We start from the raw sequence: 25,373 nt of genomic DNA on the forward strand, positions 1-25,373 counted from the left end.
TTCGGCCGGGAAATTCTAAGCATTTAAGCGTGCTAAAGCTATCTCTTATGCCAGATACCGTTTTAAACGGAAGTAGCGTCGACCCAGACGCCAGCGCAAACGCGGACTTTTAGCACTTTTCCAGATAAGCTTCCAGATCCCGGTATCAAAGAACTCTTTGATAATCATGGTCTTCTTCGCCTCATCCTTCATGTTGTCGAAGGTGTGAATGATCCCCAGCCCCTCTTTGGCGATTTGCCAGTGGCAAGCCGGGATATTTTTCACTTTATCCGGGTAACGCTGGTTAATGGCGTCAAGCATCTGCAGGATTTTCATGTAATGACGGGCGGAGCGAATCAGCGTGTCGTCATTATCCGGAGTATGCGATACCGAAGCAGAGTGAATGTAGTAGTCATAAAAGCGTTCGCTGGTGTACTGAACGCGTTCCGCGGCAAGCAGCACTTCGGTCGTCCACGGAATATCCTGATGGCGAAGGCCGGGTTCAAAATGGAAACTGTGTTTACGAATAAAGTCGTGGCGATAGATGTTTAACCAGGTGACGTGCAGGAACTTTCGTGAATCCAGCGCCTTCTTTAACCACGCCGGGCCAGTCATGACATCCGTCGAGGCGAGTTTATCTTCAGGGAAAATAGGGCGAGAGGGTTTCTTGTTGTTTTCCCAGACGTAGTTCCCATTGCAGGTCGCGACATCCAAATCCTGCGTGACGGCCATATCCAGAAGACGCTGGTACATGCCCGGCTTGAAGACATCATCAATATCCGGGAAAGAGAGATACTGACCCGTTGCTACGGCCAGGCCGGTATTACGCGCGATGGATACGCCCTGATTTTGCTGTTCAATCACCTGCAACTGCGGCAGTTTTTCACGCCAGCTTTCGACGATCTGCATCGAACGGTCAGTAGAGCCGTCATTGACAATAATGACTTCCATGCTGTCGATGCGTTGATTCAGAAGGCAGGTAAAGAACTGATCCAGAAAAGCTTCACCGTTATATACGGCAACCACCACGCTTAATAATGGCGCTGAATTTTGCATAAGAAACCTGATTATTTTTGATTGTCTACCAAAGCAATATATTGCCGGCAAATGGCATTGATGCCGAACGACGCAATGGTTGCACCGCCAACGACCGGCGGGGAGGTATAAATATCGACCAGCGTTTTTGCCAGTGATTCGTCGTTTAACTCTGACAGCCCGCGCGCCAGGTCTCCCGTGAGGATTTCAGCGGGGCCTCCTGGACAATTTGTACTGACCGGCGGGGTCTGGCAGATAATGGATTCGACCAGCACATTACCAAAACCTTCGCAGTCAGAACTTAACACTAAGAACCGCGCCCCTTTTATCCAGGGGTAGGGGTTGGCGTCGAATGGGCGGAAAACCGTTTTGTTTTCAATACCCAAATCTCTGGCAAGCTGCTGTAATTTTTGGATTTTGGCGTCGGATCCATTGCCCATCATGACCAGTGTAGTGTCAAGTTGACTCAGTGCGAACGCACGTAAAAGCCGATCGTGACGTTTGTGCTCATGGAAGCGGCCAACATGAATGATGTAATCCTTCCCTTGCATTTCAAAGGGGGCATCAGCCAGACGCTGAATTTCAGGGATATCAAACGGGTTATGGATTACCGCTTTGCGTCGAAGCGTGAGCGCCAGCGTCTCTGAAAGATCTTTCAACACGGCGCCTGAAACAGCGACAACATTACGATTTTCGTAGGTATGACGAATTTTAAGATGCTTAAACCAGCGAGAAAGCCCGCGGCGATGGCGCAAATAGGAGAACGAGAACATGCCATGCACGCAAAACCAGACTTTATCGCGTTCCAGCGCACGGCAGTGTGCAACAATGCGGTCGGTTTTGTGCAAATGAGAGAACACAACGTCAAATTTTCCGCTGCGTTCAGCCCGCTCAATAGCCCGATCCAGCAGATGGGCGCGGCGTGGGATCTCCGTCAGCTTTCGCCACGGTTTTTTGCAGGTATCCTGAACAACCTGATAATCAATGCCTTCCGGGATGGCGTAATCGCACACTTTCCGCAGGGAGAAGAGAGAGACCTGATGTCCCATTTCTATCAATCCACTGGAAAGTGTAAGAACCGTTTTTTCAGCTCCCCCACCGGGTAAACCATCAATAATCATTAGGATGCGCATTTTTAATCCAGTAATTTTTGATAAAGCGAAATAAGCTGACTTGACAGTTTTTCGGGGGTGGCGTCTTTCACACGTTCCCGTGCCGCGCGTCCCATATTGTTATTTTTTTCCAGAGAAGGAATGGCGGATATCGCTTCCTTCAATGTCTTGATATCAAGGGCGTCGCAATAAAATCCGTTCTGGCCTTGCTGAATAAATTCAGCGCCTCCGCAACTCTCTGAAGTTATGACGGGTAAACCGCAGGCCATTGCTTCAAGAATGACGTTAGGAAAGGGATCATACAGCGTTGGCAACAGTAAACCATCGGATAGCTGATAAAAAGGAAGCGTTTCTTTTTGCATCCCCAGGAAACGGATTTGCCCTTCGCAGCCGAGTGAACGGGCAAGATCGCGATAACGACGTTCTGCTTTATCCTGTCCAACCACAATCAGCCATGCCGCTGTTCCAGCGATAGCCCGTATGGCGCTGGCCAGGCCTTTTCGTTCGAACCCGGAGCCGACAAAACAGAACACCACGGCATCGGCTGGCAAACCAAATTGCTGACGCAACGCGGCACGTTGTGCCTCCTGAGCCGGAACGAAGCGGCTGGAATCAATAGAATTATAAATTATATGTATTTTTTTTGCGTCAATATCAAAATCTTCGACAATTTCGCGTTTGATCATCTCCGCATTACAGATAACCGCTTTGAGTTCCGGTGCCTGGTACATCTCTCGTTCGGCATGCATCACATAGCGGTGATAGCGATCGACCATCAGCATCTTTGCACGCCAGGCGGGTAGAATGCGTGCACGCTGCAGTAGCCAGCGGCGGTGGACGCCATCGCCTGCGCGGTAGATGTCACAGCCCGGGATTCGCTCGTGGCTTTGCACAATATCAAACTGTTGTTGTTGCCACAGTTCACGTGCGGCATGAGCAAAACCACGCTCGCGGCTGATGCGGCCCCACTTTCGCGGATCGCAAATGTGGATATGCCAGTCGTCCTGCTTTTCTCCCTGCCATTCACGGGTGATGACATTCAGCTCAAGATTTTGGTTGCTTAACGCGGTGAGCGCGCGGGAGACGAACCGTTCCGCTCCGCCATCAGGACGATATTTTTGGCGCACAATAGCCAGACGATGGTGTTTCATGACAGATATCTCTTTGCAGCAGAGACGACAGCATCCACGGGAATGGCGTCGAGATAGCGCTCTTTAGTGTTGGTATCAATGGCGTCCGGATCGGGGAGCGGGCCGAAGTCGCCAGCCCAGATAACGTCGCCGTTGACCTGCCACGGAGACCAAAACGTCAGTTTGGAAGGGCCAAAGAGTGCCACGCAGGGCGTCTGCAGCGCGGCGGCCATATGCATCGGAACCGAATCAACCCCAATGAACAGGCAGGCATGATCGATCAGCGCTGCAAGCTGGCGCAGCGTTAATTGACCGGCCAGCGAGACGACGCCGGTCTTCGGGGACGCGGCGAGAATGCGATCGATCATCGCCATCTCTTTTTTATCCGGCCCAGCCGTGAGTACGACGGTATGCCCATCTTGCTGCAGCGCTGTAATCGTTTGCGCCATTTTGTCTTCATCCCAGCATTTGAAGAACCAGCGGGATGTTGGCTGAATCACGATATAGTTATCACTTACACCCTTTTTCTCCAGCTGTTGGCGGGCGAAGTGCCAGTCATCTGCGCTGTAGGCCATGGTGACGGCGGGCTGCGCTGCGACCTGTAATGGAGACAGAATGGAGAGGTTTTGCTCGACGGTGTGCAGAGACTGGTGATTTGCAACGGAGACTAAATCGCTGAGACAAAAACGCCAGAATGCATTGTTGCGTTTGTTAAAGGCAAATCCGAGACGAACCGGCGCGCCGGTGAAGCGAGTGACAATAGCGCTACGCCACTGATCGGCAAGGTTAATCACCAGATGATAATGTTGCTTCCTTAACGCACACAGCAACTGCCACTCTTTCTGTAGATGCTTGAGTGTGCCCAGGTGCTTCCATTTACGATCGATTCCATAAATGGTGCCAATTGCCGGATGCGCGGCGAGCATGTCGCGCGTTTCTTCATACAAGAGCACATCAATTTGCGCGTGTGGCCATTGTTGACGTAATGAATCAATGACGGGGGTGGTCAATAACATATCGCCATGATGGCGGAGTTTGATCAGTAAAATGCGCAAATCAGGCGTGTCAGGTAAGTTATTCATCATCATCTTATCGGCGTTGTACTGTTGGCAATTCTAATAGACCTGATAGCGACTTGCACTCTTTCTCCATAATCTCAGGAATTTCCCTGCAAGGGTTTACTGATGGTTTGGAGAGTGCGTAACATAGCGCTAACTTCCCTGTCTTGCGGACTCATTATGAAAAAACCCGCGTTTATCATCACGATTGATACTGAGGGCGATAATCTCTGGCAGAATCACCGCGTCATTAAAACGGAAAACGCGCGCTATCTGGCCCGGTTCCAGACGCTGTGTGAACGTTTCGGCTTTAAGCCCGTGTGGCTGACAAACTATGAGATGGCGATCGAGCCCGTTTTCATCGACTTCGCCAGGGACGTGATCGCTCGCGGCCAGGGGGAGGTGGGCATGCACCTCCACGCATGGAATAGCCCGCCTGAGCACGATCTCACGGGCGATGACTGGCGCTGGCAGCCTTATTTGATTGAATTTTCAGACGAGGTGATGCGCGAGAAAGTGCTGTTCATGACCCGCCTGCTGGAAGAGACGTTCCAGACCAAAATGTTAAGCCACCGCGCCGGGCGCTGGGCGTTTGATAGCCGTTATGCCAGGCTACTGATTGAACTGGGGTATCAGGTTGATTGCTCGGTGACGCCGCGAGTGAACTGGCGCAATGCGAAGGGGGCTCCGCAAGGCCATGGTGGGACGGATTACCAACATTTTCCGGACCGTGCCTACTTTATTGACGTTAACGACATTTCCCGGGCGGGCACGAGCCCTTTACTCGAAGTGCCGATGAGCATTCAGTATAAACATCCTGCCTGGCTGAACACGATCAAACAGGGTTACGATCGTCTTCGTGGTAAATACCGCTCACCTTCTGTGAACTGGTTACGTCCGACGGGTGGTAATGCGTCGCAGATGATTGAGGTTGCGCAGCAATGCCTTTCTCAGGGAAATGATTACGTCGAGTTTATGCTCCATTCGTCGGAATTTATGCCCGGGGGCAGTCCTACGTTTAAGGACGAGGCGGCGATCGAGGGGTTATACCAGGATCTGGAAGCGCTGTTTAGCTGGTTATCCGACAAGACGGTGGGGATGACGCTGGCGGAGTTTTATCAACACAAGAAAAAATAATGCCCGCATGGCGGGCATTATCACTTACTGGCGTTGTCTGGTTTGTGAAAAGAGTGTACTCAGCGCAAACACGGTGACAAAGAAGATGAGCGCCTCTGAGCTCAACAAAATGACGTCCGTCAGACCATAGAGCAATAAAAGAAGCATGGTCGTCAGCAGCAGACCATTTTTATTTTTAAGTGCGTACACGATCATCGAGATATAGAAAAAGAATAATATTACCAGCCCAGGGATCCCCTGAAGAGAGTATTTTTCAATGAACTCGTTGTGCAGATGAATCCGGGTAAATTCAAGCGCTGCCGCGAGATGTGGATGTCCATTTTTCACATATTGCTGTGACCAGACTTCGCGGTCTTCGACTGACTGCCCCATGGGGTGGGCAAGTCCGTTTTGAGCACCAATAATCCACATAGAAAAACGTGCACCGAGTGAGGTGGCGTCATATCCTTTTTGATAACGTTCTATTTCAGATTGTGTTTGTTGTATCTTAGGCAGAATTAACGGCTTGTAACTCACAACCACTATACCTGCCACAATACATAAGAAAATCAGCGTTGATTTCAGATGGATTCTTCTGAAGTGGTAGAGTGTGAGTACAATCGCCAGAAGCAAATATAATCCCATTGCGGCGCGCGTAGCCGTCAAAAGGATGACGAAATAAGAGATCAAGATGGTGAGCCCTGCGGCCACATACAGCTTTCTGTTTTTCTGAAGATAAAGGCTGTATACAAACGCCAGTGACAGTACGGAGTAAACATAGGCCGACACGGTTGGACGATTGATGGCCATCTCAACACGTTCCATACCCTGTGACGCTTGCCATAAGCCATAACCAGTAGCAAGGACAAATCCTGCACCAGAGGCATACAAGAAATATTTCAGGAAGGCTGTTTTATCAATATAAGATTTGAACCGGTCAAGATAGAAAACGAGAATACTCGCCAAAATCAATTTCTTGCTGGCGCCAAGGTAATCGCTATAAGCGTTCAAGCCTTCGTTATGATATTCATAGGCCATATACCAGATAAGATTGAGCAACCCAATCAGCAAAATGGGTAGCGCAATCGAAAAGGGACGAAGGGTGATTTTTTTATATTCGCACGCCAGGCCGATAATGCTGGCATAAACCGCAATATAGAAGAATTCACGCTGTTTCCCTGAGCTCAGTAACGCCAGCGCAAGCGAAATGAGGCTCAAAATAAGCGTCAGTTGATAGAGCCGCAGTTTTACTTTTTCCATAATGCCTCAATAACCCTTTTTTTGTAGCTGAAACGAACATCGCTGGAGAAGAAAAAAGAGAACGAATAGAGTCTTTTTACCCGCTGTTCGACCAATTTGAGTTGCACGTCGGTCAGATGTTGCCGGTGGTTGCTGTAAATATCAAACCAGTGGCAATTGATGAGATGCCTGAATGATTGCGGGAATATCTTTTCCATCTGTAATGTGCATTCTACAAGCGTAGCGATTTTACTGGTGTCAAGACGGCTCGATAAACTATCGTTACGTTTGATGTAATAATAGTGCCCCTTCCGCTGGAAGACTATTTTACTCGATTGCATCAACATGCCGGGAAACACGGCGAAATCTTCATAACAGACCATTGAAGGGATCGGGTTGTTTTCGTACAGCTTCCGATGAACGAATTGCCCGATGAGGTGCGCCTGAAAGTCTTTATGCTGAAGGAAACGCGTTATTGCCTGGTGTTGTGATAAAGCAACGGGAGAGAACCCCTGCCAGTCAGCGGTGATTTTATGCGTATCGCGTATTTCCAGCAGGCGCGTCAGGAGCATATCAGGCCGCTGTGCTTGCAGAAATGCCACGGCGTCACGGATGCTGCCCGGTTTCAATCGGTCATCGCTATCCAGCATGGTAATGTACTCACCTGACGCCAGAGAGAGTGCGCTGTTTCGAACATGACCGACGTTACGGTACTCAACGTATCGGGATTGCGCATTCGGAAGCTTTGGCAACCACGTCTCAATAATATCCTGTGTGGAATCATTGGAACTGTCATTAAAGATAATGATTTCTACATCATCGCCCGCATTATCAATCGCGTTTTGCAGGCTTTGTAGCGTTGCGTCAAGCGTGTCCTGGGCGTTATGTGCGGCAATAATGATGCTTAGAAAAGCCATAACAATTAGTTTCCCTGGGCATCAACGGTATATGCGGCCGCGTTAGCCGTTGGTAACGCGCAAATGAAATGTCTAATGTTGTCCAGCGATTTATCTGTTACAGAGAAGAGTTCTTCCCGGCTTTGTGAGAAGTAATAGCGAGTCTCAAAAACATACGAGCAAATATTGTCATCATTCCCAACCAGCAGTACGTTGCCAAGCGGACGCTGTTCATAGTGGCAACAGGGTCCAAACAGTAAGATTACCGGCACGTCCACCGCGTCGGCAACGTAGACATTTCCTGAGTCGGAAGCGATATAACAATCCATTTTTGAAATGGCCCACGGGAGTTCTTCAAGCGAAATTTTGCCAATCAGATTGATGAAGTTGGGCAATTCGCCATACGCGCGGGTGATATCATCCATCCACGATTGTTCGTTCGGGGCGCCAAACACATAAAACTCGCAGGGCAGGTCGGCGAGATGATCGGCAATCCGCTTCCAGATGCCCGGCGGGACGGTTTTCGCTTTATTTCCTGCGGCAATACTGATGCCAATGCGGATCACGCCGGGTTTATCAAGGATTGCCGGATATGTCGCGGGTTTAAAAAGTGGTCTGGTGGCGTGCTTTGGTGAGTCTTTCCAGGTCAGCGTGCGGTCGGCAAGCTTGAGATAGTTCGTCACCGACAATGTCTTTTTGCCGTGTTCAACGGTACCGTCTGCCGTTGCATAGAAAATTCCGTGATACCACCTGCGTGTGTATGTGCTTAAGAACTGTTTGTTTTTGGCGTTACAAACGGAGGCAAAAAAAAGATTTACGCTGTTAGGCTGCAGAAGATACACATTGTCATAGCGGTTCATGATCCGGCAGGCAAAGCAGAGCTTTCGCCACAGGTTACGCTTATGCTGTTCGATGAAAAAAATCTCGTCGATCGTCTCATCATGCTTCGCCAGTGCACCTACGCTGCGACTAATAAGTACGTCGCTTTTTTGCAGGTATGCCAGAAGAGGCGTTGCATTAACAAAATCGCCGATTTTTGCTGTCTGAATAACCAGGTTTTTACCTGTGTCTTTGCGAAACAGCTTTCGGATGAGTTTCACCGGAAAGAGTAAAATCAGCAGAAATACATAACTCATGGGTTAAATATCCCTGTCAGAAAGCCGATGGCTGCCCTGTAAAAATGAAAAAATAGCATCTGCGCTAATATCCTTCGTGTGTTGCGTTGGGCTGACCATCTGGTGCTGGTTTTTACCGTAGCCCCCAATCAGACCCGGATCGGTCGGGCCGAATATCGTAATATTCGGGCGATCCAGCGCTGCGGTTAAATGGCTTAATCCTGTATCCACGGAAACGACGGCATTCGCCCCCGCCAGTTCTGCGGCCACCTGCGCCAGCGTGAGTCTTGGCAATACCTCAACGTGCGAAAAACCGGAGGCCAGACGTTCTGCACGCTGTCGCTCATGTTCAGCGCCCCAGGGCAGTTTAATATGGATCCCGGTAGGTTGCATTAGTTCAATCAGTCTTCGCCAGTGCGTTTCCGGCCAGTGTTTATCGTCGCGCGTTGTGGCATGGAGGAAGACAAGATAAGGCTGAGTACAGGGGTCTGTATTGCGCAAAAAGTGCTGCGCAATGGCGTAGTCGCCCTGGGATTCCGGTTTTACATAGCCAAGACTCTTGGCAAACAGTTCACGGGTACGCTCCACCGCGTGCTGTTGTTTTGCAATACGGTGGCGACGGTTATAGAACAGGCTCGCCAGCGGCTCGCGGGCGGAGTGCCAGTCCATGCCATGCTTTACGCCGTGTGCCAGACGCGTCACCAGCGCGGCGCTTTTCACCAGCCCCTGCGCGTCGATGATCGCGTCGTAACGCTGCGCCTGAACCGCTTCGCGGAAGGCGGTGCGCTCGGTTTTAATCGGTGTGGAGAACCATGCTTTGCGCCAGCGGCGAATGGCCACCGGGATCACGCGGTCTACTGCTTCATGCCAGGTAGGGATCTGCGCGAAGCCTTCTTCCACCACCCAGTCAAAACGGATGCCCGGAATGGCCTGCATCGCGTCCGTCAGCGCAGGCAGCGTATGCAGAACATCACCCATAGAGGAGGTTTTAACGATCAATACCCGCATCCGTTACCCTTCTTCGCTCAACAGCAGTTCGTTGAGTTCTTCGAGAACACGCTGCGGCGTGATGTCGATCAGGCTCTGGTGATAGCCTTCTGCGGCATCGCCTTTGCGCACCTTGTGGTAGCCGGTAATCAGGCGAATGACGCGCGCTTTGTGCGACAGCGGCGGCGTGAAGTCCGGGCTGCTTGGACCATACAGCGCGACCAGCGGGCGGTCCAGCGCGGCAGCGACGTGCATCAGGCCGGAATCATTGGTCACCACGGCTTTACAGGCGGCGATCAGAATAACAGCTTGTTCGAGCTGCGTTTCCCCGGCCAGGTTTCGGCACCAGGCCTGCTGCTCTGTGCTGAGCGTGGCGAGAATTTCATTGCCTGCTTCGTGGTCTTTTGCCGAGCCAAACAGCACAATCTGATAGCCTTCGTCGATCAGCTGTTTTGCCAGCTCCGCATAGTGATAGTGCGGCCAGCGTTTTGCCGGACCGAACTCCGCACCAGGGCAGAAGCCAATCATCGGGCGTTCAGACGAAAGACCAAACGCGTTGCAGGTCTGGGATTTCTCGCCGTCATTAACCTGAAGCTGCGGCCAGAGCAGCGGCTGCGGCAGATCTTTCGCACTGCGCATCACGCCTTTGTCGTAGGCCAGAGCCACGTAGCGCTCCACCATTAGCGGCCAGGCCTCTTTGTCCAGCACCCGCGCGTCGTTCAGCAGGCCGTAGCGCATTTCACCGCGCCAGCCGGTACGGTGCGGAATACCCGCAAAGAAGGGCACTAAGGCAGATTTGAAAGAGTTCGGCAGGACATACGCGCGATCGTAGCGCTTCTCGCGCAGGCTATGGCCGAGCTTGCGGCGTTCGCCGATTTCCAGCGCACCGTGGCCGAGCGGCATCGGGATCGCCTCGTTCACTTCCGGCATACGCGATAACAGCGGACGGCACCACGCGGGTGCCATCACGTCGATCATCGCCTGGGGATAGCGCGCCTTGAGCGTGCGATAGAGACTTTGCGACATCATCATGTCGCCCACCCATGACGGGCCGATCACCAGAATTCTCATACTTACGCGTCGCGGTTCAGCCAGGCCATATATTCCGTTACGCCTTCGGCAACGGTCTTGAACGGCTTGTCGTAGCCAGCTTTACGCAGGTTAGTCAGGTCTGCCTGGGTGAACGCCTGGTAGCGGCCTTTCAGCTTATCCGGGAACGGAATGTACTCAATGCTGCCTTTTTTGTGGTACGCCAGCGTCGCGTCTGCCACTGCCTGGAAGGATTCCGCGCGGCCAGTCCCCAGGTTGAAGATGCCGGACACACCGTTTTCCCAGAACCACAGGTTGACTGCAGCCACATCGCCCACGTAGACGAAGTCGCGCTTAAAGCCGTCGCTGCCTTCGAACAGTTTCGGGCTTTCGCCATTATTCAGCTGGGTATTCAGGTGGAATGCCACGCTCGCCATGCTGCCTTTGTGCCCTTCGCGCGGCCCGTAGACGTTGAAGTAACGGAAGCCGACAATCTGGGAGTTCGCTTCTGGCAGAATCTGACGCACGTATTCGTCGAACAGGAATTTGGAGTAACCGTAGACGTTCAGCGGTTGCTCGTATTCGCGGGATTCGATGAAGTCTGAGGTACGCCCGCCGTAGGTGGCAGCAGAAGAGGCGTACAGGAACGGAATTTCACGCTCCAGGCAGTAGTGAAGGATCTCTTTGGAGTACTGATAGTTGTTGTCCATCATGTACTTGCCGTCCCACTCGGTGGTGGATGAGCACGCACCTTCGTGGAAAATGGCTTCAATCTCGCCAAACTCTTCACCTGCCATAATCTGGATAAGGAAGTCTTCTTTATCCATGTAGTCAGCGATGTTCAGATCCACCAGGTTAACGAACTTGGTGCCATCTTTCAGGTTGTCCACCACCAGGATGTCGGTGATGCCTTTGTCATTGAGAGCCTTAACAATATTGCTGCCGATAAAGCCTGCGCCGCCGGTAACGATGATCATAACGGTAACCTTTGAAGTGTGGAGTCCGGGGACAATCCCGAACGCTAATGTTTCTATCATATCATCACAATGCCCTGTCTTCAGCCATTCACCGATATGCGGTAGGGGTACACGTGATTTATGCTGCAAAAACGACAAGAGATACTGCGTCATCTCGTCATGAACTATAGGTTTGGGTAATATGTCCCGAAATTTGCCGAGTCTGGAGAATTGCAATGCGTGGTGATTTTTACAAACAGTTAAACAGCGACCTCGACACCGCACGTGCGGAAGGGTTGTTCAAGGAAGAGCGTATTATCACGTCTGCTCAGCAGGCGGACATCACCGTTGCCGACGGCAGCCATGTGATCAACTTTTGTGCGAACAACTACTTAGGTCTTGCGAATCACCCTGAGCTGATTGCCGCAGCGAAAAACGGCATGGATACTCACGGTTTCGGTATGGCCTCCGTACGCTTTATTTGCGGTACCCAGGATAGCCACAAGCAGCTTGAGCAAAAGCTGGCGAGCTTCCTTGGAATGGAAGACGCGATTCTCTACTCCTCCTGCTTCGACGCCAACGGCGGTCTGTTTGAGACCCTGCTTGGCGCAGAAGATGCGATTATCTCCGACGCCCTGAACCACGCCTCCATCATCGACGGCGTACGCCTGTGTAAAGCGAAGCGTTTCCGCTACGCCAACAACGACATGGTTGAACTGGAAGCGCGCCTGAAAGAGGCCCGTGAAGCGGGTGCTCGCCACGTGCTGATCGCCACCGACGGCGTGTTCTCCATGGACGGTGTGATCGCTAACCTGAAAGGTGTCTGTGACCTGGCGGATAAATACGACGCGCTGGTCATGGTCGATGACTCTCACGCGGTCGGTTTTGTCGGCGAAAATGGCCGCGGTTCCCACGAATACTGTGACGTGATGGGCCGCGTGGATATCATCACCGGTACGTTGGGCAAAGCGCTCGGCGGCGCGTCCGGTGGTTATACCGCTGCGCGTAAAGAGGTGGTTGAATGGCTGCGTCAGCGCTCCCGCCCGTATCTGTTCTCCAACTCCCTGGCGCCGGCCATTGTTGCCGCCTCCATCAAGGTACTGGAGATGGTGGAGTCCGGCGCGGGGCTGCGCGATCGCCTGTGGTCGAACGCCCGTCTGTTCCGTGAAAAAATGAGCGCCGCAGGTTTCACCCTGGCCGGTGCCGATCACGCCATCATCCCGGTGATGCTGGGTGATGCGGTCGTGGCGCAGCAATTTGCTCGTGAACTGCAGAAAGAAGGGATTTATGTCACCGGGTTCTTCTTCCCGGTGGTACCAAAAGGCCAGGCGCGTATCCGCACCCAGATGTCTGCGGCGCATTCGCCTGAACAAATTGAACGTGCGGTGGAAGCCTTTACCCGCATCGGCAAACAGCTGGGCGTAATTGCCTGAGGACGTGTGATGAAAGCGTTATCCAAACTGAAAGCGGAAGAAGGGATTTGGATGACCGACGTGCCGGAGCCGGAAGTCGGTCATAACGATCTGCTGATCAAAATTCGTAAAACCGCCATCTGCGGTACTGACGTTCACATCTACAACTGGGATCAGTGGTCACAGAAAACCATTCCGGTCCCGATGGTTGTCGGTCACGAATATGTGGGTGAAGTGGTTGGCATTGGTCAGGAAGTCAAAGGCTTCCAGATTGGCGACCGCGTCTCCGGTGAAGGCCATATCACCTGCGGCCACTGCCGCAACTGCCGCGGCGGGCGTACGCACCTGTGCCGTAATACCATTGGCGTGGGCGTAAACCGCCCGGGCTGCTTCGCGGAATACCTGGTGATCCCGGCGTTTAACGCGTTCAAAATCCCGGACAATATCTCTGACGATCTGGCCTCCATCTTTGACCCGTTCGGTAACGCGGTACACACGGCACTCTCCTTCGACCTGGTGGGTGAGGATGTGCTGGTGTCTGGCGCGGGCCCCATTGGCATTATGGCGGCAGCCGTGGCGAAGCATGTGGGCGCGCGTAACGTGGTGATCACCGACGTGAACGAATACCGTCTGTCGCTGGCGCGTAAAATGGGCGTCACCCGCGCGGTGGATGTTTCCAAAGAGAGTCTGACCGACGTGATGGAAGAGCTGGGCATGACCGAAGGCTTTGACGTAGGTCTGGAGATGTCCGGTGCGCCACCGGCGTTCCGCACCATGCTCGACACCATGAATCACGGTGGCCGTATCGCGATGTTGGGTATTCCGCCGTCAGATATGTCTATCGACTGGAACAAGGTCATCTTCAAGGGGCTGTTCATCAAAGGCATTTATGGCCGTGAAATGTTCGAAACCTGGTACAAGATGGCGGCATTAATTCAGTCAGGTCTGGATCTGTCCCCGATTATTACTCACCGCTTCTCAGTTGATGAGTTCCAGAAAGGCTTTGACGCGATGCGTTCAGGCCAGTCTGGGAAAGTGATCCTGAGCTGGGATAAGTAATCAAAAAGGGGCCAGCGGCCCCTTTTTTTACTGATTTTTTTTCTCTTCGTCCGTCAGGTAACGCACCTTGCGGGTATAGTCCTGACCTTTGAACAACAGTTTGTTTTCAGGTGATTCAAGATACTTTTGCCATTCTGAGAGCGGAAAACCACCGTGCGCACCAATCACCTCTTTCGGCACAACGGCTTCCTGTCCGCCAATCTTCTTGGACACCGGCCAGTTCATCCAGTCGCCCAGGTTAACCGTTTTTAAATCCAGCATGTCCAGTAGCGCGGCGAGCGGCAGCTGATCCGTCGGCGGTTGCGTGTCTTCCATCAGTTCCCAGGTATCCTGGAACAGCGTGAGCCACAGCGGGCAGATACGGCGCCAGGTCTTTTTAGTGGCCGCAAGAAACGCACCGTTAACATGATCAACCAGATACGGGCGCACCGTCTCTTTGTAATACGCCGGGACTTTCTCCGCTGGCGCGCCGTCCAGCTTGGCAATCATTTTGCCCTGGCGGAAGCTGGAGTAGATGTGCATCTCGGCCATGTTGATTTCTGGCATCTTCAGCAGGTTGAGATCGGAATCGATCATCAATACGCCTTCACCTCGCGCCTGCAGCGGGGCATTAAGCTTCACCAGGCGGCTAAGGTAGATCTGCTTGTAGCGATAACCTTCTTCACGTTTTGGCAGGTCGAGGGTCACTATGCGGGTTTTCGGCGGCAGATTGCCAAACGCGGATTCTGGTTGATCGCTGACAATCACAATCTCGCTGACGTCGGTGGCATATCGCTCTGCAAAGGTCGCGGACAATAACGCCTCTTCGACGAAATCCGCACCGGTGCAAGGGATCACGATAGAGTCAACCGCCACGAGATCGCGCGTGACCGGAAGGGAAGCGTAGGGAATGTTATGTCGCCCGGTGATGTGGCGGTAGCGAGCATTCAGGAATTTAAACATGTTCTTCTCGTTTGGTTATTGCGCGCCAAGAACGGCCTCGACACCGTTAACATAGCTTTCAATGGCATACACGTTGCAGACATTCTGATGCGCAGCGGCGGCGAGCCGGGTGCGCAGATCGGGATCCTGCCAGATATTATCCAGGTGTTGAGCAAGTTGCGACACATCGCTCCACGGGAAAAGCAGCCCGGTCGATGCATGATCGATCAATTCTGCCGTGCCGGTCACCTTGGAGCCAATGACGGGGATATTCAGCAGCATCGCTTCCAGCACGACGCGGGGCAAGCCTTCGCTCTGCGAGGCCAGAATAAACGCGTCAAAGGTCGCGAGGTAGTCAAAAGGCGTGTTCTGGAAACCGGTGAAAATCACATGCTCAGCAATACCCAGCGCATCAGCTTGTGCCGCCAACGCACCGCGTTCAGCCCCCTCACCGACCAGCACCATCTTCCACCTCGCCTCGGGATGTTTCTGGTTGAACTGTGCCAGCGCTTCCAGCGTGTGGTGGTTTGCTTTGCGAGGGATTAATGAGCCAATGCTGCCGAACACGAACGTGTCGTCATCAATGTTCAGGCGATTACGCATCGCGCGTCGGTCGGGTAAAGGCTGATGGATGTCGATGGCATTGTTGACCGTCGTACACAGCTCGGGTCGGACCCCATGCTGAACTAACACGCGTTCTACGCCATGTGAGACGGCGATGATTTTTGTGGCATGGGTATTCACCAGCTTCACCAGCGGCGGGGTCAAAACAGGTTCAATTCGACAGTGCTGGATTATCCGCGCATGCACGTTTGCACCTGCCAGATAACCCTCTTCGTTAGAGCCCGGCTGGTTGTTCATATAAAGTGTATCGAAACCGCCATCCCTGAAAATCGTCTCGATTTTGCTAACGTTGGGTCGAATACGCCAGAGCGTATCAACATGACGTGTAAATGCCTTCCGGGCGCTGCGGGAGAAAAACAGCAGGCTACGTCCCAATTCTTTGGCAATCTTCGCCCATGCGGGCTGCTTATGTTGAGGGATGACAATTAAGGGAATGCCAATACTGTTCAGCACCTGGCCGATGGTTTGCCCTTCGGCCCGGCTGTAGTCACTGTAAAAACAACAGGTAATATCGAACTTTTCGCGGTTAATGCGCTTCAGAAGTTCGAGCATACTGTTGGTGCCTCCTCCCCATTCTTTACCGGTATCGAGGAGCAGAATTTTGTGTCGCTGCGGCATTTTTCTACCTTAATCGCCTGTCACTGAGAATGGCTCACTGATACTTTCTTACCCCATCCCTGCCACTGGTGCTGGAAGTATTGCACCAGCGTACTCTGGCTCACGCTTTCGCTGATGACCGCGAAGAAGCGGGTTGCATGCACCGGTTCAGGCGGTTGTTTCAGCTTGCAATTCTTCACGCCACGGAACGGGTTACGCGGCTGCGTTGCGGGTGGTTGTGCACTACCCGGGCGAGACGTATCGACCTGCGGCTCATTGAGCAGATCGCTCGGACGTACCAGTGTGATATCTGGAGGCAAGGTCGGCAACATCTGTTGTAAAACGCGCACCGTAGAAGGATGCGGGTGGCCGATGGCAATGGCTGAACCATTGCGTCGGGCGAGCTGCACGGCGCGATTGAACTGCGCGCGAATGTCGGCCTCGTTCTGAGTATCATCCAGGAACACCTTGCGCTTGATCACCTTCACCCCCGTTCCCTGAGCGGCACGCATCGCCTGGCTGTTGCCGATGGTCATGCTGTCGAGGAAGTAGAGGTTGTAGCGTTCCAGCGCCCGCATCACTTTTAGCATGCCGTACAGGCTGGAGGTCATCGCGCTACCCATATGGTTGTTCAGGCCAACGGCATACGGCACGTTGTTGTAAGCGTCACGGATGATGCGCTCGATCTCATCGCTGCTCATATCCGGACGAAGCGTATCTTTTTCCAGCGGCTGTTTACTGAGCGGTGCCATCGGCAGATGGATGAGGACCTGATGTCCGCTGTTGTGGGCTTTAGTCGCCATCTCACGGGCGTGAGGCGCATTCGGAAGGACGGCGACAGAGATGGCTGGCGGCATCGCCAGCACCTGATTTTCATAGTGCGGACGATAACCGAAGTCATCAATCACAATCGCGAGTTTACCTGCGTATACCGGTGCAGCCAGCGCCAGCGCGCTGACGACGGAGAGAACCATTCGACGAAATTGAAGCAAAACTTATCTTCCCAACCACGGCTGTGGATTGACCGCCTGACCCTGACGACGAATTTCGAAATAGAGTGACGGGCGGCCCTGACCGCCACTGCTGCCCACAAGGGCGATGGGTTGGCCTGCGCGCACCTGTGTGCCAACGCTGACCAGTGCGCTCTGATTGTAGCCGTAAAGACTCATGTCGCCTTTACCGTGCTCAACCACTACCACAAGACCGTAACCCTGCAGCCAGTCGGCCAGAATCACTCGTCCATCGGCAATGGCTTTCACTTCACTACCTTCAGACGCACCGATAACGATCCCTTTCCAACGTAGCTCACCCTGCAGCTGTTCGCCATAACGATGCAGAAGTGTACCGCGAACGGGCCAGTAGGCCTGACCGCGTGGGGAACCCAGACCGCCGGTACGCGACATCAGGGAACGTTCGCTTTCGCTTGGCTTGTAGGTGGTACCTTTGCGGGAGGCTTCCTGCTGCTTGTCGCGGACAGCCTGTGCCTCGCGGGCCTCTTTTTCGGCACGCGCTTTCGCCGCGGCTTCGGCACGGGCGATACTGTTACGCAGTTTTGATTCGTTGGCACGCATTTCACTCAGCTGGCTCTGACCTTGCTGAATGGAGGACTCAAGACCGGAAAGGGTTTTCTTGCGCTCGTTACGGGCCTGCTCAAGTTTCGCCTGCTGCGCTTTTTGTTCGTAGAGCAACGTCTGCTGCTGACTCTGCTTCTCTTCAAGCTCAGCTTTTTGGGTGGAGACCTCTTCACGCGTCTGTTTCAACTGCGCAATGGTCTCCTGACGCGCCTGGTTCAGATAACCGAAGTAGGCCTGCAGACGCTGACCGCGCTGGCTCTCTTCACCGCTGAGGATTAACTGAAGGCCGGTGTGTTCACCCTGTCGGAAAGCGGCATCAAGCTGTGCGGCAAGATTGCGCTCCTGTGCATCACGCTGGCGCTCCAGTTTGGCAATCGACGCGTTCATCTCGTCGATCTGTTTATTCAACTGAGCGAGGGTATCTTGCGTTTCACGGAGCTTACGGGCTGCGGCCGAAATAGCTTCTTCCTGCTGCTTAAGCTGGGCGAGCAGGGCGGAACGTTGCTGTTGTTGCTGGCGTACCGCACGCTCTTTAGCGGCGATATCCGCCTGAATGGATTTCAACTGGTCGCGATCGTCCGCGTGGGCGGATGCGGCGCACAGCAATACGCCAGCGCTGAGTGCGCTGGCGCAAAGCAGGGGTCTGACTGATAACCTAAGCGGCTTCACGACCCATGTGATTGAAAAAATCGCCTTTCCCCTCATGGGGAGGGATTATTCCACGATGAACAGCGGCTTACCAGTCATCTCTTCAGGGATCGGCATACCCATCAGCGACAACATGGTTGGCGCGATGTCAGAAAGCTTGCCGCCTTCCACTGCTTTCAGTGATTTATCACCGACATAAATCAGCGGAACAGGCAGGTTGGTGTGAGCGGTATGCGCCTGGCCCGTTGCCGGGTCGCGCATCTGTTCCGCGTTACCGTGGTCAGCGGTGATTAGCAACTGACCGCCTACGGACTCAACCGCTTTTGCAACCTGCTCAACGCAGTGATCCAGTGCTTCAACCGCTTTCACGGCGGCTTCCATCACGCCGGTATGACCGACCATGTCGCCATTCGGGTAGTTACAGATGATGGTGTCGTACTTGCCGCTCTTGATGGCCGCGACCAGTTTTTCAGTCAGCTCAGCAGAGCTCATCTCTGGCTGCAGATCGTAAGTCGCGACTTTCGGTGAGTTGATCAGAATGCGCTCTTCACCTTTGAACGGCTCTTCCACGCCGCCGTTAAAGAAGAAGGTCACGTGCGCATATTTTTCGGTTTCGGAAATACGCAGCTGCGTTTTGTCATTCTTCGCCATCCACTCGCCGAAGGTATTAGCCAGCGAGGCTGGTGGATACGCGCATGGGGCTTTGATGTCTGCCGCGTATTCGGTCAGCTGGATGAAGTCGAGGTTTACCACTTTCTTACGGGCAAAACCGTCGAAGTCGCTGTTGACGAAAGCACGGGTGATTTCACGCGCGCGGTCAGCGCGGAAGTTCATGAAGATCAGCGCATCGCCATCTTCCATGGCGGCATCGGGCTGGCCTTCAGCACGAATCACGGTCGCTTTCACGAATTCATCGTTTTCATCACGTGCGTATGCGGCTTCCAGGGCTTCAACGGCCGTCGGGAACTGGAACTCACCTTTTGCCAGGGTCATCAGGTCATAGGCCTGTTCAACGCGATCCCAGCGGTTGTCGCGGTCCATGGCGTAGTAACGACCAATGATGGAGGCGACGCGGCCTTTGCCCAGTGTGGCAAATTTCTCTTCGAAGGCTTGCAGAGAGCCTTTTGCGCTGCGCGGTGGCGTATCGCGACCATCCAGGAAGGCGTGCAGATAGATTTTTTCTGCACCGCGCTCGGCGGCCAGTTCAACCATCGCCATGATGTGATCTTCGTGGCTGTGAACACCGCCCGCGGAAAGCAAGCCCATGATGTGAACGGCTTTACCTGCCGCAACGGCTTTATCTACCGCGCCGCAAAGAACCGGGTTCGCGAAGAAGGTGCGTTCTTTGATTTCGACATCCAGACGGGTCAGGTCCTGATAGACGATACGGCCCGCGCCCAGGTTAACGTGACCGACTTCGGAGTTGCCCATCTGGCGGTCAGGCAGACCGACTTCCAGACCGGATGCGTCGATCAGGGTATGGGGACGTTTCGCCCACAGCGCATCCATCACCGGGGTTTTTGCGCTGAAAATAGCGTTATCCTGGCTGTCTTCACGGTAGCCATAGCCATCCAGAATCACCAGTACCATAGGTTTTTTAGAAACCGACATTGCAACAACCTCATGCTCAAGAGTCAAAATTTGCGTAATTTTACTACAGCTGAATCGATCAAATAGCCGCAGAAGATCAAAGAAAGCGCAGGGGCAAGGCGCTGACCGGACCATTTTGAGGCATTTTTTTAGGTGGCATGCCGCAGAAAATGGATTAGGTTAGGGTCGCTGGCTGTATTTGCCAGAACGCACAGGTATACTCCTGTCCTGGTTTTTTTATCACTTAGTCGGGAGTAGTTACCCTCCATGCAAGAAATTATGCAATTCGTTAGCCGCCATCCGGTTCTGAGCATCGCGTGGATTGGCCTGCTGGCTGCTGTGCTGTTCACCACATTTAAGAGCCTAACGTCTAAGATTAAGGTTATCACCCGTGGTGAAGCGACGCGTCTTATCAACAAAGAAGATGCCGTCGTTGTCGATCTGCGTCAGCGTGACGATTTCCGTAAAGGTCACATTGCAGGCGCAATCAACCTGTTGCCAGCTGAAATCAAAGCGAACAACGTGGGTGAGCTTGAAAAACACAAAGCCCAGCCAATTATCGTTGTTGATGCAACCGGTATGCAGGCGCAAGAATCTGCCAGCGCGCTTTATAAAGCGGGCTTCGAAAATGTAACGGTACTGAAAGAAGGGATCTCCGGCTGGAGCGGGGAAAATCTTCCTTTGGTTCGCGGTAAATAAGGAGTTCAGTCATGGCCAATATTGAGATCTACACCAAAGCGACGTGCCCGTTCTGCCACCGTGCGAAAGCGCTGCTGAACAGCAAAGGCGTCACGTTCAAGGAACTGCCGATCGACGGTGACGCGGTTAAACGCGAAGAGATGATCCAACGTAGTGGTCGTACGACGGTTCCGCAGATTTTTATTGATGCGCAGCACATTGGCGGCTGTGATGACTTGTATGCGCTCGACGCCCGTGGTGGACTCGATCCGCTGCTGAGCTAAGAGACTTTAGGACAATTAAAAAGGGTTTTTCCATGTCAGAACAAAGCAATAATGAAATGATTTTCCAGATCCAGCGCATCTACACGAAAGATGTCTCTTTTGAAGCGCCAAATGCGCCGCACGTTTTCCAGAAAGACTGGCAGCCAGAGGTTAAACTTGATCTGGATACCGCATCTACCCAACTGGCAGATGACGTGTATGAAGTTGTACTGCGTGTGACCGTGACCGCCTCTCTGGGCGAAGAAACCGCGTTCCTGTGTGAAGTACAGCAGGGCGGCATCTTCTCCATCGGCGGCATCGAAGGCAACCAGATGGCGCATTGCCTGGGTGCATACTGCCCGAACATCCTGTTCCCGTATGCGCGCGAATGCATCACCAGCCTAGTTTCTCGCGGTACATTCCCGCAACTGAACCTTGCGCCAGTTAACTTTGATGCGCTGTTCATGAACTATCTGCAGCAGCAAGCTGGCGAAGGTGCTGAACAACATCAGGATGCCTGATGAGCACTGTTAATGCTTCAATGACTGTGATCGGTGCCGGCTCATACGGCACCGCTCTTGCCATCACGCTGGCAAGAAATGGTCACGACGTGGTCCTGTGGGGCCACGATCCAAAACATATCGCCACGCTGCAGCACGACCGTTGCAATGTGGCGTTTCTCCCGGACGTTCCGTTCCCTGACTCTCTGCACCTGGAAAGCGATCTTGCGACCGCGCTGGCGGCCAGCCGCAACATTCTGATTGTCGTCCCGAGCCATGTGTTTGGCGAAGTGCTGCGTCAGATTAAGCCGCTGATGCGCCCGGATGCCCGTATTGTCTGGGCAACCAAAGGTCTTGAAGCGGAAACCGGACGCCTGCTGCAGGACGTTGCCCGCGAAGCGCTGGGTGATGCGATCCCGCTGGCGGTCATCTCCGGTCCAACCTTTGCCAAAGAGCTGGCTGCTGGCCTGCCGACGGCGATCTCGCTGGCATCGACTGACCAGGCTTTCGCCGACGATCTCCAGCATCTGCTGCACTGTGGCAAGAGCTTCCGCGTCTACAGCAACCCTGATTTTATCGGTGTCCAGCTGGGCGGTGCGGTGAAGAACGTGATTGCTATCGGTGCCGGGATGTCTGACGGTATTGGCTTTGGCGCCAACGCCCGTACGGCGTTGATTACCCGCGGCTTAACCGAGATGTCCCGTCTTGGCGAGGCGCTGGGCGCCGATCCGGCCACCTTTATGGGGATGGCGGGTCTGGGCGATCTGGTGCTGACCTGTACCGACAACCAGTCTCGTAACCGCCGCTTTGGCATGATGCTCGGACAGGGCAGCGATGTAAAAAGCGCGCAGGAGAAGATTGGACAGGTGGTGGAAGGCTACCGCAATACCAAAGAAGTCCGCGAATTGGCGCACCGGTTTGGTGTCGAAATGCCAATAACCGAGGAAATTTATCAGGTATTGTATTGCGGAAAAAATGCGCGCGAGGCAGCATTGACCTTATTAGGTCGTGCGCGCAAGGACGAGCGCAGCAGTAAGTAGTCGGAACCATTGTCACCTGAATGACCCAGCCAGCGCAGAACTGGCTGGTCATTAATTTATCGTCTGGAGTAAGCAATGCCGTGTGAAGAACTGGATATCGTCTGGAACAATATTAAAGCCGAAGCCCGGGCGCTGGCCGACTGTGAGCCTATGCTGGCCAGTTTTTACCACGCTACGCTACTCAAACACGAAAACCTTGGCAGTGCTCTCAGCTACATGCTCGCCAACAAGCTGGCCTCCTCGATTATGCCTGCTATCGCCATCCGCGAAGTGGTGGAGGAGGCATACGCCGCTGACCCGGAAATGATCGCCTCTGCCGCCTGTGATATTCAGGCCGTGCGTACGCGTGACCCGGCGGTAGATAAATACTCTACGCCTCTGCTATACCTGAAAGGCTTCCACGCCCTGCAGGCGTATCGCATCGGCCACTGGCTATGGAATGAAGGCCGCCGCGCGCTGGCAATCTTCCTGCAAAATCAGGTCTCCGTGACCTTCCAGGTCGATATTCACCCGGCAGCGAAAATTGGCCGTGGAATTATGCTCGACCACGCCACCGGCATTGTTGTGGGTGAGACGGCGGTGATTGAAGACGACGTTTCGATCCTGCAGTCGGTTACCCTTGGCGGTACCGGTAAAACCAGCGGCGATCGCCATCCGAAAATTCGTGAAGGGGTGATGATTGGCGCGGGTGCCAAAATCCTCGGCAATATCGAAGTCGGACGCGGCGCGAAGATTGGTGCAGGGTCGGTTGTGCTCCAGCCGGTTCCGCCGCACACCACCGCGGCTGGCGTACCGGCGCGTATCGTCGGCAAACCAGACAGCGATAAGCCGTCCATGGATATGGATCAGCACTTCAACGGTATCCACCATACGTTTGAGTATGGTGACGGCATTTAACTTCTGAGAATGGCGCCCGGGTACCCCAGCTGGCGCCATGCTTCATACACCACCACCGACACTGCGTTCGACAGGTTCATGCTGCGGCTGTCCGGCATCATCGGAATTCGGATTTTCTGCTCCGCGGGCAGGGCATCCAGAATCGTGGCTGGCAGGCCGCGGGTTTCCGGGCCAAACATCAGATAGTCACCGTCCTGATAGCTCACGGCGCTGTGCGCTGGCGTGCCTTTGGTGGTCAGGGCGAACATGCGCTGCGGCTTTTCGCTTTCCAGAAACGCGGCGTAATCATGATGGCGCACGACGGCAGTAAATTCATGGTAATCCAGCCCCGCGCGACGCAGACGCTTGTCGTCCCACGTAAAGCCCATCGGCTCAATGATGTGCAGACGAAAGCCGGTGTTGGCACACAGGCGGATGATATTGCCGGTATTCGGCGGAATTTCTGGTTCGAATAAAACGATGTTAAGCATGCTGCCCCCTTAATTGCGGGGGCAGAATAGCAGAAAAGTGAGGAATTACGCGACGCCAGGTTCCTGCGCACGGCAACGCAGCATTTTGTAGCACGTTGCCGCTGCGGCGACCAGGGCAGGCACGCTGAGGATCATCAAAATACTGTCCGCCTGCCACTGCAGGGAAAGCAGCTGAGCGCTGGTCATGGTTCCCGCCACGCCGCCAAAGCGGCCGATCCCCTGCATCCAGGCAATACCCGTTGCGCGGCACTCTGTTGGGTAAAAAGTCGCTGCCAGGGTTTGCATGCCCGATTGCGCCCCGTTCATCGCGATCCCCATCAGGAAAATCAACCCGCCAAACAGGGCGATATGATTATGCTCAATGCCCAGTAACAGAATGAGACCCATTGTCAGCACAAAGCCACCCGCGACCACTTTGTGTGCCTCCCAGCGATCCATCATCCAGCCCGCGAGCAGAATGCCTGCGGTACCGCCGAAGGTGAACAGCGAGGTGAGCCAGGCGGATTCCGCCAGCGCATAGCCCATCCCCTGCATCAGGGTCGGCATCCAGCTCAGCAGGACGTAGTAAATCACCAGCCCCATAAAGTAGGTGACCCACAGCATCAGTGTGCCGGGCAGCCAGGGCATGGAGAAGAGCTGCGCCACGCTCCCTTTCTCAGAAGCGACTTTTTCCTCGGCCAGGAAAAAGCCGGTAACGCTCTCCAGGGTATTGCGGCTGAACCGGCTGGCGATACGGCGGATCTGCATGACGTCCTTCCCGCGCTGCACCAGAAACTTCACCGACTCCGGCAAGAACAGCGCCAGCAGCAGCGTCAAAATCAGCGGCGCAATTGCACCCGTCAGCAGCACGCTTCGCCAGCCATGGTGGGGAATAAGCCACGAAGAGATCGCACCACCCCCTGCGGCACCCAGAGGGAAGCCGCAGTACATGGTATTAATCGCCATGGCGCGGCAGCGCTGGGGGGCGAACTCGGAAATCAGCGTGATGGCGTTTGGCATTGCGGCACCGAGGCCAAGGCCCGTCAGAAAGCGCCACAGCGTCAGCGTATTCAGAGTTTGCGCCCAGGCCGTGCCCAGGCTTGCAAGGCCGAAGAACAGGCAGGAGAAGACCAGCACGCGCTTGCGCCCCATCTTGTCCGATACCGGGCCTGCAATGAGGGCACCCAGCGACAAGCCCAGCAGGGCTGCGCTCAGCACCGGCCCCAGATCCTGTTTATGTATCCCCCATTCTGCCGACAGCGTAGGGGCGATGTAACCCATTGCTGCGGTATCAAATCCATCGATCGCCAGAACCAGAAAGCCCAGTACGATAAGAAGCCAGTGAAACCCTGAAAAGGGACTCTCATCGATCACCTGCTGAATATCCACCTTGCCTGAATACGTCATATGCTCCTCTCCGATGTGATGTTGTTTTTGTATTCTTGTATTTGCTTGTCTATACAATTGCG

General features: G+C 53.8%; 25 protein-coding genes. 8 read left to right on the top strand and 17 right to left on the bottom strand.

Features of this window, described 5'->3' with window-relative positions; all coding sequences use genetic code 11:
- Positions 1-45: 45 nt before the first annotated feature.
- Genes BFV64_RS00470 through rfaQ form a run of 4 tightly spaced genes read right to left on the bottom strand, consistent with a single transcriptional unit; the run spans position 46 to position 4,344 of the window.
- Complete coding sequence (locus tag BFV64_RS00470; protein WP_045134463.1) at positions 46-1,035, bottom strand: glycosyltransferase; 990 nt, start codon at positions 1,033-1,035, stop codon at positions 46-48.
- An 11-nt stretch (positions 1,036-1,046) separates the two neighbouring features.
- Positions 1,047-2,147, bottom strand: coding sequence for a glycosyltransferase (locus BFV64_RS00475; protein WP_069601602.1), 1,101 nt, complete (start codon positions 2,145-2,147; stop codon positions 1,047-1,049).
- Positions 2,148-2,149: 2 nt separating this feature from the next.
- Entirely contained in the window at positions 2,150-3,277 is a 1,128-nt protein-coding gene (locus tag BFV64_RS00480; protein ID WP_069601603.1) for a glycosyltransferase family 4 protein, read from the bottom strand.
- Positions 3,274-4,344 (bottom strand): putative lipopolysaccharide heptosyltransferase III, encoded by a 1,071-nt coding sequence (rfaQ, locus tag BFV64_RS00485; protein ID WP_072251816.1) that lies wholly within the window; start codon positions 4,342-4,344, stop codon positions 3,274-3,276. The genes BFV64_RS00480 and rfaQ overlap by 4 nt, the downstream gene beginning before the upstream one ends.
- Positions 4,345-4,494: 150 nt before the next feature.
- On the opposite strand from rfaQ, the gene BFV64_RS00490 reads away from it, so the two are divergent.
- On the top strand, positions 4,495-5,451 hold the full coding sequence (locus BFV64_RS00490; RefSeq protein ID WP_032629639.1) for a polysaccharide deacetylase family protein: 957 nt from the start codon (positions 4,495-4,497) through the stop codon (positions 5,449-5,451).
- A 24-nt stretch (positions 5,452-5,475) separates the two neighbouring features.
- On the opposite strand, the gene BFV64_RS00495 is transcribed toward BFV64_RS00490, so the two are convergent.
- The 6 genes from BFV64_RS00495 to rfaD are packed head-to-tail and all read right to left on the bottom strand — an operon-like array spanning position 5,476 to position 11,673.
- The gene (locus BFV64_RS00495) at positions 5,476-6,690 is read right to left on the bottom strand and encodes an O-antigen ligase family protein (protein WP_014881994.1); all 1,215 of its coding nucleotides are present in this window, start codon (positions 6,688-6,690) and stop codon (positions 5,476-5,478) included.
- On the bottom strand, positions 6,678-7,586 hold the full coding sequence (locus BFV64_RS00500) for a glycosyltransferase family 2 protein (protein ID WP_045134461.1): 909 nt from the start codon (positions 7,584-7,586) through the stop codon (positions 6,678-6,680). The genes BFV64_RS00495 and BFV64_RS00500 overlap by 13 nt, the downstream gene beginning before the upstream one ends.
- A 5-nt stretch (positions 7,587-7,591) precedes the next feature.
- Complete coding sequence (locus BFV64_RS00505) at positions 7,592-8,701, bottom strand: glycosyltransferase family 9 protein (protein WP_045281325.1); 1,110 nt, start codon at positions 8,699-8,701, stop codon at positions 7,592-7,594.
- A gap of 3 nt (positions 8,702-8,704) precedes the next feature.
- Positions 8,705-9,688 (bottom strand): lipopolysaccharide heptosyltransferase RfaC, encoded by a 984-nt coding sequence (gene rfaC / locus BFV64_RS00510; RefSeq protein ID WP_045281324.1) that lies wholly within the window; start codon positions 9,686-9,688, stop codon positions 8,705-8,707.
- A 3-nt stretch (positions 9,689-9,691) separates the two neighbouring features.
- Positions 9,692-10,738, bottom strand: a complete 1,047-nt coding sequence (gene rfaF / locus BFV64_RS00515) for an ADP-heptose--LPS heptosyltransferase RfaF (protein WP_045281323.1) — start codon at positions 10,736-10,738, stop codon at positions 9,692-9,694.
- A gap of 2 nt (positions 10,739-10,740) precedes the next feature.
- Positions 10,741-11,673 (bottom strand): ADP-glyceromanno-heptose 6-epimerase, encoded by a 933-nt coding sequence (rfaD, locus tag BFV64_RS00520; protein WP_014881999.1) that lies wholly within the window; start codon positions 11,671-11,673, stop codon positions 10,741-10,743.
- Between the two features lie 215 nt (positions 11,674-11,888).
- Here rfaD and kbl point away from each other — a divergent pair, with 215 nt between their 5' ends.
- Positions 11,889-13,085, top strand: coding sequence for a glycine C-acetyltransferase (gene kbl, locus BFV64_RS00525; protein ID WP_014882000.1), 1,197 nt, complete (start codon positions 11,889-11,891; stop codon positions 13,083-13,085).
- A 9-nt stretch (positions 13,086-13,094) separates the two neighbouring features.
- On the top strand, positions 13,095-14,123 hold the full coding sequence (gene tdh / locus BFV64_RS00530) for an L-threonine 3-dehydrogenase (protein WP_014882001.1): 1,029 nt from the start codon (positions 13,095-13,097) through the stop codon (positions 14,121-14,123).
- A gap of 27 nt (positions 14,124-14,150) precedes the next feature.
- On the opposite strand, the gene BFV64_RS00535 is transcribed toward tdh, so the two are convergent.
- The 5 genes from BFV64_RS00535 to gpmM are packed head-to-tail and all read right to left on the bottom strand — an operon-like array spanning position 14,151 to position 20,098.
- Positions 14,151-15,065 (bottom strand): hypothetical protein, encoded by a 915-nt coding sequence (locus BFV64_RS00535; RefSeq protein WP_014882002.1) that lies wholly within the window; start codon positions 15,063-15,065, stop codon positions 14,151-14,153.
- A gap of 15 nt (positions 15,066-15,080) precedes the next feature.
- Entirely contained in the window at positions 15,081-16,286 is a 1,206-nt protein-coding gene (locus tag BFV64_RS00540; RefSeq protein ID WP_023331731.1) for a glycosyltransferase, read from the bottom strand.
- A 20-nt stretch (positions 16,287-16,306) separates the two neighbouring features.
- Positions 16,307-17,257, bottom strand: coding sequence for a divergent polysaccharide deacetylase family protein (locus tag BFV64_RS00545; RefSeq protein WP_045134457.1), 951 nt, complete (start codon positions 17,255-17,257; stop codon positions 16,307-16,309).
- A 3-nt stretch (positions 17,258-17,260) separates the two neighbouring features.
- Positions 17,261-18,520, bottom strand: coding sequence for a murein hydrolase activator EnvC (gene envC, locus BFV64_RS00550; protein WP_230278613.1), 1,260 nt, complete (start codon positions 18,518-18,520; stop codon positions 17,261-17,263).
- A gap of 33 nt (positions 18,521-18,553) precedes the next feature.
- Complete coding sequence (gene gpmM / locus BFV64_RS00555; RefSeq protein ID WP_045281321.1) at positions 18,554-20,098, bottom strand: 2,3-bisphosphoglycerate-independent phosphoglycerate mutase; 1,545 nt, start codon at positions 20,096-20,098, stop codon at positions 18,554-18,556.
- A 246-nt stretch (positions 20,099-20,344) separates the two neighbouring features.
- On the opposite strand from gpmM, the gene BFV64_RS00560 reads away from it, so the two are divergent.
- The 5 genes from BFV64_RS00560 (at position 20,345) to cysE (ending at position 23,455) form a co-directional block, all read left to right on the top strand.
- Complete coding sequence (locus BFV64_RS00560) at positions 20,345-20,776, top strand: rhodanese-like domain-containing protein (protein ID WP_014882007.1); 432 nt, start codon at positions 20,345-20,347, stop codon at positions 20,774-20,776.
- Between the two features lie 11 nt (positions 20,777-20,787).
- Positions 20,788-21,039, top strand: a complete 252-nt coding sequence (gene grxC / locus BFV64_RS00565) for a glutaredoxin 3 (protein ID WP_014882008.1) — start codon at positions 20,788-20,790, stop codon at positions 21,037-21,039.
- A 32-nt stretch (positions 21,040-21,071) separates the two neighbouring features.
- Positions 21,072-21,539: a protein-export chaperone SecB gene (secB, locus tag BFV64_RS00570; RefSeq protein WP_008502716.1), complete on the top strand. Its 468-nt coding sequence runs from the start codon at positions 21,072-21,074 to the stop codon at positions 21,537-21,539.
- On the top strand, positions 21,539-22,558 hold the full coding sequence (gpsA, locus tag BFV64_RS00575) for an NAD(P)H-dependent glycerol-3-phosphate dehydrogenase (RefSeq protein ID WP_014882009.1): 1,020 nt from the start codon (positions 21,539-21,541) through the stop codon (positions 22,556-22,558). Before secB ends, gpsA begins: the two co-directional genes overlap by 1 nt.
- 75 nt (positions 22,559-22,633) lie before the next feature.
- Positions 22,634-23,455 carry a serine O-acetyltransferase gene (gene cysE, locus BFV64_RS00580; protein ID WP_008502718.1) on the top strand — a complete coding sequence of 274 codons (822 nt, stop codon included), beginning with the start codon at positions 22,634-22,636 and terminating at the stop codon, positions 23,453-23,455.
- Here the strand turns inward: cysE and trmL are convergent.
- Both trmL and BFV64_RS00590 read right to left on the bottom strand, forming a co-directional pair.
- Positions 23,452-23,925: a tRNA (uridine(34)/cytosine(34)/5-carboxymethylaminomethyluridine(34)-2'-O)-methyltransferase TrmL gene (gene trmL, locus BFV64_RS00585; RefSeq protein ID WP_014882010.1), complete on the bottom strand. Its 474-nt coding sequence runs from the start codon at positions 23,923-23,925 to the stop codon at positions 23,452-23,454. The genes cysE and trmL overlap by 4 nt on opposite strands.
- 45 nt (positions 23,926-23,970) lie before the next feature.
- On the bottom strand, positions 23,971-25,311 hold the full coding sequence (locus BFV64_RS00590) for an MFS transporter (protein ID WP_023331734.1): 1,341 nt from the start codon (positions 25,309-25,311) through the stop codon (positions 23,971-23,973).
- Positions 25,312-25,373: the final 62 nt, after the last annotated feature.

Source organism: Enterobacter kobei (genome assembly GCF_001729765.1).
Taxonomy (GTDB): domain Bacteria; phylum Pseudomonadota; class Gammaproteobacteria; order Enterobacterales; family Enterobacteriaceae; genus Enterobacter; species Enterobacter kobei.

What these genes read in the sequence shown, in the direction of transcription:
- gpmM (WP_045281321.1), bottom strand. Translation starts at nt 20,098, where the DNA reads ATGTCGGTTTCTAAAAAACCTATGGTACTGGTGATTCTGGATGGCTAT.
- tdh (WP_014882001.1), top strand. Translation starts at nt 13,095, where the DNA reads ATGAAAGCGTTATCCAAACTGAAAGCGGAAGAAGGGATTTGGATGACC.
- BFV64_RS00500 (WP_045134461.1), bottom strand. Translation starts at nt 7,586, where the DNA reads ATGGCTTTTCTAAGCATCATTATTGCCGCACATAACGCCCAGGACACG.
- cysE (WP_008502718.1), top strand. Translation starts at nt 22,634, where the DNA reads ATGCCGTGTGAAGAACTGGATATCGTCTGGAACAATATTAAAGCCGAA.
- BFV64_RS00505 (WP_045281325.1), bottom strand. Translation starts at nt 8,701, where the DNA reads ATGAGTTATGTATTTCTGCTGATTTTACTCTTTCCGGTGAAACTCATC.
- BFV64_RS00535 (WP_014882002.1), bottom strand. Translation starts at nt 15,065, where the DNA reads ATGTTTAAATTCCTGAATGCTCGCTACCGCCACATCACCGGGCGACAT.
- BFV64_RS00560 (WP_014882007.1), top strand. Translation starts at nt 20,345, where the DNA reads ATGCAAGAAATTATGCAATTCGTTAGCCGCCATCCGGTTCTGAGCATC.
- BFV64_RS00490 (WP_032629639.1), top strand. Translation starts at nt 4,495, where the DNA reads ATGAAAAAACCCGCGTTTATCATCACGATTGATACTGAGGGCGATAAT.
- BFV64_RS00495 (WP_014881994.1), bottom strand. Translation starts at nt 6,690, where the DNA reads ATGGAAAAAGTAAAACTGCGGCTCTATCAACTGACGCTTATTTTGAGC.
- rfaD (WP_014881999.1), bottom strand. Translation starts at nt 11,673, where the DNA reads ATGATCATCGTTACCGGCGGCGCAGGCTTTATCGGCAGCAATATTGTT.
- BFV64_RS00590 (WP_023331734.1), bottom strand. Translation starts at nt 25,311, where the DNA reads ATGACGTATTCAGGCAAGGTGGATATTCAGCAGGTGATCGATGAGAGT.
- kbl (WP_014882000.1), top strand. Translation starts at nt 11,889, where the DNA reads ATGCGTGGTGATTTTTACAAACAGTTAAACAGCGACCTCGACACCGCA.
- rfaQ (WP_072251816.1), bottom strand. Translation starts at nt 4,344, where the DNA reads ATGATGATGAATAACTTACCTGACACGCCTGATTTGCGCATTTTACTG.
- rfaC (WP_045281324.1), bottom strand. Translation starts at nt 9,688, where the DNA reads ATGCGGGTATTGATCGTTAAAACCTCCTCTATGGGTGATGTTCTGCAT.
- gpsA (WP_014882009.1), top strand. Translation starts at nt 21,539, where the DNA reads ATGAGCACTGTTAATGCTTCAATGACTGTGATCGGTGCCGGCTCATAC.
- BFV64_RS00540 (WP_023331731.1), bottom strand. Translation starts at nt 16,286, where the DNA reads ATGCCGCAGCGACACAAAATTCTGCTCCTCGATACCGGTAAAGAATGG.
- trmL (WP_014882010.1), bottom strand. Translation starts at nt 23,925, where the DNA reads ATGCTTAACATCGTTTTATTCGAACCAGAAATTCCGCCGAATACCGGC.
- secB (WP_008502716.1), top strand. Translation starts at nt 21,072, where the DNA reads ATGTCAGAACAAAGCAATAATGAAATGATTTTCCAGATCCAGCGCATC.
- BFV64_RS00480 (WP_069601603.1), bottom strand. Translation starts at nt 3,277, where the DNA reads ATGAAACACCATCGTCTGGCTATTGTGCGCCAAAAATATCGTCCTGAT.
- BFV64_RS00475 (WP_069601602.1), bottom strand. Translation starts at nt 2,147, where the DNA reads ATGCGCATCCTAATGATTATTGATGGTTTACCCGGTGGGGGAGCTGAA.
- rfaF (WP_045281323.1), bottom strand. Translation starts at nt 10,738, where the DNA reads ATGAGAATTCTGGTGATCGGCCCGTCATGGGTGGGCGACATGATGATG.
- BFV64_RS00470 (WP_045134463.1), bottom strand. Translation starts at nt 1,035, where the DNA reads ATGCAAAATTCAGCGCCATTATTAAGCGTGGTGGTTGCCGTATATAAC.
- grxC (WP_014882008.1), top strand. Translation starts at nt 20,788, where the DNA reads ATGGCCAATATTGAGATCTACACCAAAGCGACGTGCCCGTTCTGCCAC.